Genomic DNA, 2,177 nt, shown 5'->3' on the forward strand with positions numbered 1-2,177 from the left:
CTCCTTGATGCGCTCGGTGAGCGTCTCCACGTCGTCGTCGTCGCGTACCGGCACGGCGACCTGCGCGACGATCGGGCCAAGGCCGGCGCGGCGGTCAGCGGCGACGCGCTCACCTCGCCGATGCAGGGCACCATCGTCAAGATCGCCGTGGCGGACGGGGACGCCGTCGCCGAGGGCGACCTGGTGGTCGTGCTGGAGGCGATGAAGATGGAGCAGCCGCTGCACGCCCACAAGGCCGGTACGGTCAGCGGACTGTCGGCCGAGGTCGGTGCGGTGATCACCGCCGGCGCGGCGATCTGCACCATCGCCTGACCGTCCCCCACAGACCGACCCCCCACTTACAGAGAAAGAGTGGCTATTCCCACCCGGGAAGCCACTCTTTCTCTGTAAGCGCACCTCGGCGGGGGTGGGGGCCGCGGCCTGGCGGGGGTGGTTTGGGACACCAGCGGCGGCGGACCGGGCCGCGAGCAGGAATGATGGCCGGGTGCGGTTCCTTCATGGCGCGGTCCCCGCGCACGACCTGACCTACAACGACGTCTTCATGGCGCCGGCCCGCTCCGAGGTGGGCTCGCGACTCGACGTCGACCTGGCCACCGGCGACGGCACGGGCACCACCATCCCGCTGGTGGTCTCCAACATGACGGCGGTCTCCGGCCGCCGGATGGCGGAGACCGTCGCCCGGCGCGGCGCGATCGCGGTCATCCCGCAGGACATCCCGATCGAGGTGGTGGCCAACGTCGTCGCCTGGGTCAAGCAGCGGCACCTGGTGCACGACACGCCCATCACGCTCGGCCCGACCGACACCGTCGGTGACGCCATCCACCTGCTGCCGAAGCGGTCGCACGGCGCGGTGATCGTGGTCGACGAGGGGGGCCGCCCGCTCGGCGTGGTCACCGAGGCGGACACCGTCGGCGTGGACCGCTTCGCCCAGCTGCGGCACGTGATGTCGACCGAGCTGCACACCGTGCCGGCGGACGCCGACCCGCGTACCGGCTTCGACCGGCTGTCGGCCGGACGGCGCCGGCTGGCCCCGGTGGTGGACGCCGACGGCCGGCTGATCGGCGTGCTGACCCGGCAGGGCGCGCTGCGCGCCACCCTCTACCGGCCGGCCGTGGACGACCGGGGCCGGCTGCGCATCGCCGCCGCCGTCGGCATCAACGGCGACGTGACCGGCAAGGCCGAGGCGCTGCTGGCGCCGGGGTGGACACCCTGGTGGTGGACACCGCGCACGGCCACCAGGAGCGGATGATCTCCGCGCTGCGGGCGGTCCGCAAGCTCGACCCCGCGGTGCCGGTGGCGGCGGGCAACGTGGTCACCGCCGAGGGCGTACGCGACCTGGTGGAGGCGGGAGCCGACATCGTTAAGGTCGGCGTCGGCCCGGGTGCCATGTGCACCACCCGGATGATGACCGGCGTGGGCCGGCCGCAGTTCTCCGCGGTGCTCGACTGCGCGGCGGCGGCCCGGGCGCTGGGCCGGCACGTCTGGGCGGACGGCGGCGTGCGGCACCCCCGGGACGTGGCGCTGGCGCTCGCCGCCGGGGCGTCCAACGTGATGATCGGGTCGTGGTTCGCCGGCACCTACGAGTCCCCCGGCGACCTCTACACCGAGCCGGACGGCCGGCGTTACAAGGAGAGCTTCGGCATGGCCTCGGCCCGGGCGGTGAGCGCGCGTACCGCCGAGGACAGCGCCTTCGACCGGGCCCGCAAGGCGGTCTTCGAGGAGGGCATCTCCTCGGCCCGGATGTACCTGGACCCGACCCGGCCTGGCGTCGAGGACCTGATCGACGAGATCATCGCCGGGGTACGCAGCGCCTTCACCTACGCGGCGCCGCAACCTGGACGAGTTCCACGAGCGCGCGCTGGTGGGCGTGCAGAGCACGGCCGGCTACACCGAGGGCATGCCGCTGCCCACCAGCTGGTGACCACCCCGCCCGACGCGGGCGGTTGACCTCGGCCGCATCGGCCTGGCCCACCCCGCCGTCGCGGCGAGTCGCGGTGTCCGGGTGACGGGACACCGCGACGCGCCGCAACGGATGGATCATCGCGGGCGGCTGGCCGCGGTCACTCGAAGAGGCGGCGGATGACCGCGCGGGCGCTCTGCTCGGGGTCCCGGCCGGCCTCGGGCGGCAGGGCGCCGGCCAGCCAGAGGGTGGCGAACCCGTGCACGATCGACCAGGC

The 2,177-nt window shown here is 73.9% G+C and carries 2 protein-coding genes and 1 pseudogene; 2 read left to right on the plus strand and 1 reads right to left on the minus strand.

The genetic code is table 11. The annotated features are described in order from the left end of the window. A partial coding sequence (locus tag JNW89_RS35560; protein ID WP_305070570.1) for a biotin/lipoyl-containing protein occupies positions 1–312 on the plus strand: 312 nt, incomplete at its 5' end. 172 nt (positions 313–484) lie between these two features. Beyond that, positions 485–1,921, plus strand: a pseudogene (locus JNW89_RS35565) (GuaB1 family IMP dehydrogenase-related protein). A 139-nt stretch (positions 1,922–2,060) separates the two neighbouring features. Here the strand turns inward: JNW89_RS35565 and JNW89_RS35570 are convergent. Then, positions 2,061–2,177: TetR-like C-terminal domain-containing protein (locus JNW89_RS35570; RefSeq protein ID WP_238452353.1), on the minus strand; the 117-nt coding region annotated here is incomplete at its 5' end.

It is taken from the genome of Micromonospora sp. 4G55, from assembly GCF_016803375.1.